The organism is Mesorhizobium sp. M7A.F.Ca.AU.001.01.1.1 (assembly GCF_004022735.1).
In the GTDB taxonomy this organism is placed as follows: Bacteria; Pseudomonadota; Alphaproteobacteria; order Rhizobiales; family Rhizobiaceae; genus Mesorhizobium; species Mesorhizobium ciceri.
The window spans coordinates 1-4,843 of record NZ_RZPF01000517.1 but is presented as its reverse complement, the minus strand read 5'-3'; the positions used below and the strand labels follow the sequence as shown (position 1 = coordinate 4,843).

Sequence of the window (4,843 nt, the reverse complement as noted above, 5' to 3'; positions counted from 1 at the left end):
GACAGAAGATGCGCTCAAGCCCATTGCCGGAGAGATTTAAATCGGCAGCGCCAGATCGGCCTGGCTCTGTAAAATCTGGGAGCCGGTCGCGATTGGCCGGAACCAAACAGAACAGCCGTAATTATCAGCCGAGGGAAGCAACCGCATAGGAAGCGGAACGATGGCTGAAATTCTTGAAACTTGGCAGTTCAAGGTTGCGCTTCAAACGTGCTGAGAAATCGTTGAGGCGCGCAAAGGAAGAAGCGGACAGGAAAAATGGCGTGGTGAATATCGCCCTGTGCTGCAGGGTCCGGGCAGCTCAACAGCGCGTGACGGAGGCCTCGGGAGCGCCAGACCAATATCTATACGCGGGCGGCCTCCAAATCACCCCCGAATGGACATGAAATGGCGAGGAGTTGCCGTCATGACAATACTGTTTGAGCCGCTGGACTCGGATTACCATAAGCGCAGCGTGCTTTACCACGCCACGCGGTTGTCGATGCTCCACGATCGAATGCTGATGCGTTTCGACAAGGTAGACGAAGCGGCCGATAAGGTTGAAGCCGCAGCGGCCGTGCTGGTCGATATCACCCACGGCTCTGCCCTTGACGCGTTCCAGAACTCGGTGTTGCGGATTTCAGATGGAAACGGGTCAGACCCTCGGCCTCTGATCTGCGAGGAATGGCCGCAAGCGTTCGGCGGCTAGGGGGAAGGTCCCGCATCCGCGCCCGATGGGCAGGGCTCTCGCGGGTGTCCCGCCAAACTTGCGATTCGGGTCCAAGGTTCCGCTCAGAAGCCTGCCACGTTTCGGCAGCATTCTCGTTGGTGCGCGCTCTTCGCCCAACCGGCCCCAGTCGCCCCACTTCACGCTCAAGCCAGCTTCGCCTGACGGACGCGTCCTGCCCCTCGGGCATTTACGTTTTGATAACCCTCCTGAGTTTGAAGACAAAACCTATCGGCTCCTTTTGCCTTGCATCGTGTTAGGGCTTGGAACAAACCAACGGAGCTGCAAGCAAAATGGCCGCCGTAACCAATGCCAAGGGCGTTCCGCTCCCCTATAGTGGGTCCTCCGCAAGGTGGTACTCGGCGACGAATTCGGGCCCGGCCCTCTACGGCAGCATCTACGACGATTCGCTGTATGGCGACGGCAGCGTCAGCGTTACGATGTATGGCGGCCAGGGCGACGATATCTACTACCTGTACTCCGCGAAAAACAAAGCGGCGGAGCTGCCCAACGAGGGCATCGATACGATCTCGACCTGGATGAGCTACAGGCTGCCGGCGAATTTTGAGAATCTGACGGTCACCGGCGATAAACAATATGCCTTCGGAAACGCATTGAACAATATCGTCGTCGGCGGTTCCGGCCAGCAGACGCTCGACGGCTTGAAGGGCGACGACGTTCTCAAGGGTGGCTCCGGCGCTGACATTTTCGTCGTCAAACCAGGCAATGGCAGCGACCTTATTCTCGACTTCGGCGCCGACGACACCGTGCGCGTCGGAGGCTACGGCTTCCTCTCTTTCGACCAGGTGCACGCCGCCATGGTGCAGTCGGGATCGAACGTCCGACTTACCCTGTCGCCAACCGAGTTTCTCGTCTTCGAGAACAAGACCATCGACCAGTTCAGCGCCAACCAGTTCGATCTCGCCCTGGACAAGTCGCATCTGACGCTCACCTTCTCGGACGAGTTCAATACGTTGAACCTGCACAGCGGTTCTAGCGGGACCTGGGATACGAACTTCTGGTGGGGTGCTCCGAACGGCAGCTCGCTCACCACCAACAGCGAGCTTCAGTGGTATATCGACACCAGCTACGCCCCCACGAGTTCGGTCAACCCGTTCAGCGTACAGGACGGTGTTCTCACCATTACGGCCGCCCGGGCTCCCGATGCGATCAAGCCCTACATAAACAACTATGATTACACGTCAGGTCTGCTGACGACCTACCATTCCTTCGCACAGACCTACGGCTATTTCGAAATTCGAGCCGACATGCCCGAAAAGCAGGGTGCATGGCCGGCCTTCTGGCTTCTTCCGGCGGATGGCTCCTGGCCGCCGGAACTGGACGCAGTGGAGATGATCGGCCAGGATCCCAACAAGCTCACCCTGACCAGCCACTCGAATGCCACGGGGTCGCATACAAAAGTGACCTCGACCGTATATGCAGCGGATACCGCAGGGTTCCACAAATATGGGGTGCTTTGGACCCCAAGCGAACTGGTCTGGTATTTCGACGATGTCGAAGTTGCCCGCGCACCAACGCCTGCCGACATGCACAAGCCAATGTATATGCTGGTCGACCAGGCTGTCGGCGGCATGGCGGGAGCGCCCGCCGACGGGCTTGCCACCCCTTCTGAAATGCACGTCGACTATGTTCATGCCTACGCGCTGAATGACTGGTTCATCTAGGTGCCATGCTGGAAGATGGAGTGAAACCGACATCCTTCACCAACTGGTCTCGAACGCGTTCATTGCCGCTTGCCGCCGCACTAGGCCCGAGGTGAAGGACGATGTCTCACTCCCGCCCTTCTGAGCCGCCGCGAACAACGCTCACGGCCGTATTGGCTTCCTTTCGGCGGGCATTCGCCGGCATCGCCTTGATGAGCGGGGTCGTCAATGTCCTGGCGCTGACCGGCTCGTTCTTCATGCTGCAGGTCTACGATCGCGTCATCCCCGGCCGCAGCGTGCCGACGCTTGTCGGCCTTTGCTTGTTTGCGGGCACGCTGTTCCTCTTCCAGGGCGTTCTTGAGCTGATCCGATCGCGGCTGCTGGTGCGTATCGGCATGGCGCTCGATGCGCGGCTCAGCGGGCAGGTCTACACCGCACTGATGCGTCTGCCGTTGCGCACGAAGCTTCCCGGCGATGGCTTGCAGTCATTGCGGGACCTCGATCAGGTCCGATCGTTCCTGTCGAGCGCTGGGCCGACCGCGCTGTTCGACCTGCCCTGGATGCCGCTTTATCTCGCAATCTGTTTCCTGTTCCATTTCTGGATCGGCATGACCGCGCTCTTGGGCGCCATCATTCTGTTTGCCCTGACCTTACTGGCGGAACTACGCACGAGGGAGACGGCGAAACGTGCTAACAGCCAGGCCGCTTCGCGCAACACACTGGCGGAAGCGACACGCCGCAACGTCGAGGTGCTTCAGGCAATGGGTTTTGGCCCACGCATTGCCGATCGCTGGTCTGCCGTCAACGACGACTATCTCAAGACGAATGCCAAGGCGAGCGATTTGGCGGGGACGCTCGGAACGATTTCGAAAGTCGTGCGCATGATGCTTCAATCCGGCATCCTGGCGATCGGCGCCTGGCTCGTCATCCATCAGGAGGCAACAGGAGGCATCATGATTGCCAGCTCGATCATAATGAGCCGGGCGCTGGCACCGATTGAACTCGCGATCGTGCATTGGAAGAGCTTCGTCAGCGCCCGCCAGGCCGGGGCCCGCCTCACCCACCTTCTGGGGCTGCTGCCCGAGGCTGCAACAACTGTCTCGCTGCCGCCGCCGTCGTTTCGCCTCTCGGTAGAGCGCATCAGTGTGGCGCCGCCGGGCGAGCGCCGCCTTGTCGTCCAGGATGCGGGCTTCGTGCTGGAGAAGGGCGCCGGCCTCGGCATCATCGGTCCGAGCGCTTCGGGAAAATCCTCGCTCGTCAGAGCCATCGCCGGCGTCTGGCTGCCAGTGCGCGGTACCGTCAGGCTCGACGGTGCGACGCTCGACCAGTGGTCGTCGGAAGACCTAGGCAAGCATGTCGGTTATCTGCCGCAGGATGTCGAGCTGTTCGACGGCACCATTGCCGAGAACATAGCTCGCTTCGAACCCCGGCCCCCCTCGGACAAAATACTGACCGCTGCGCGCGCCGCCGGTGTTCATGATCTGGTGGTTCACCTGCCTGAAGGTTATGAAACGCGCATTGGCGAGGCCGGGTCGGCGCTTTCGGCGGGCCAGCGACAGAGGGTCGCTTTGGCGCGTGCTCTCTATGGCGATCCGTTTCTTGTCATACTCGACGAGCCGAATTCCAATCTCGATGCCGATGGCGAAGCCGCCTTGACGGCGGCGATCCAAGGCGTGCGCGACAGAGGCGGCATGGCCATCGTGGTGGCGCATCGCCCGAGTGCATTGCAAAGTCTTGACCAGATCCTTGTCATGACGAACGGCAGCATTCAGGCCTTTGGCCCGAAGAATGAGATCATGACCAATGTGACCCGTCCCATCAGCGTTCCGTTGAAAGTTGTCCCAAGTCCTGAAGAGGCGGCGCTCTGATGCCGGAGAGGGCGACATCGGTGGTCGACCGGGCCATTCGACGTTATCTGCTTGGCGGCATTGCGACCTCCATCCTACTGGTCGGTGGAGCGGGCAGCCTTGCCGCCGTGATCGACCTCTCTGGCGCGGTCATTGGATCGGGAAAGCTGGTTGTCGATTCCAGCGTCAAAAAGGTGCAGCATCCGACGGGCGGCGTGGTCGGCCAAATCTTCGTGCGCGAAGGCGATGCCGTGCAAGCGGGACAGGTTCTGATTCATCTGGATGAAACAGTCACCCGCGCCAATCTGGCCATTGTCACCAAGAGCGCGGATGAACTCGATGCCCGCCTGGCACGTCTCAAGGCCGAGCGCGATGGTGCGGACGCCATCGGTTTTCCGCCGTCGCTGATGTCTCGGCGGGACGATCCGGATGTCAGCGGAACAATGGCCGGAGAGCAGTCGCTCTTCGAGTTCCGCCGGCAGGCACGCGCTGGCCAGAAGGCGCAGTTGGCGGAACGTATCTCCCAGCTCGCCGAAGAAGTCTCCGGCCTGACCGAGCAAAAGGACGCCAAGAGCCAGGAAATCAAGCTGATCGGAACCGAGCTCGCGGGCATGCGCACATTATGGGAG

Annotated in this window: 4 protein-coding genes; all 4 read left to right on the top strand. The window is 60.5% G+C overall.

What is annotated here, in order from left to right:
* Positions 1-403: 403 nt before the first annotated feature.
* Entirely contained in the window at positions 404-685 is a 282-nt protein-coding gene (locus EN884_RS25910) for a hypothetical protein (protein WP_244514441.1), read from the top strand.
* Between the two features lie 311 nt (positions 686-996).
* Entirely contained in the window at positions 997-2,388 is a 1,392-nt protein-coding gene (locus EN884_RS25905; RefSeq protein WP_128360807.1) for a family 16 glycosylhydrolase, read from the top strand.
* 101 nt (positions 2,389-2,489) lie between these two features.
* The gene (locus EN884_RS25900; RefSeq protein WP_063170807.1) at positions 2,490-4,235 is read left to right on the top strand and encodes a type I secretion system permease/ATPase; all 1,746 of its coding nucleotides are present in this window, start codon (positions 2,490-2,492) and stop codon (positions 4,233-4,235) included.
* Positions 4,236-4,255: 20 nt separating this feature from the next.
* On the top strand, positions 4,256-4,843 hold a 588-nt coding region (locus EN884_RS25895; RefSeq protein WP_245491991.1), incomplete at its 3' end, for a biotin/lipoyl-binding protein.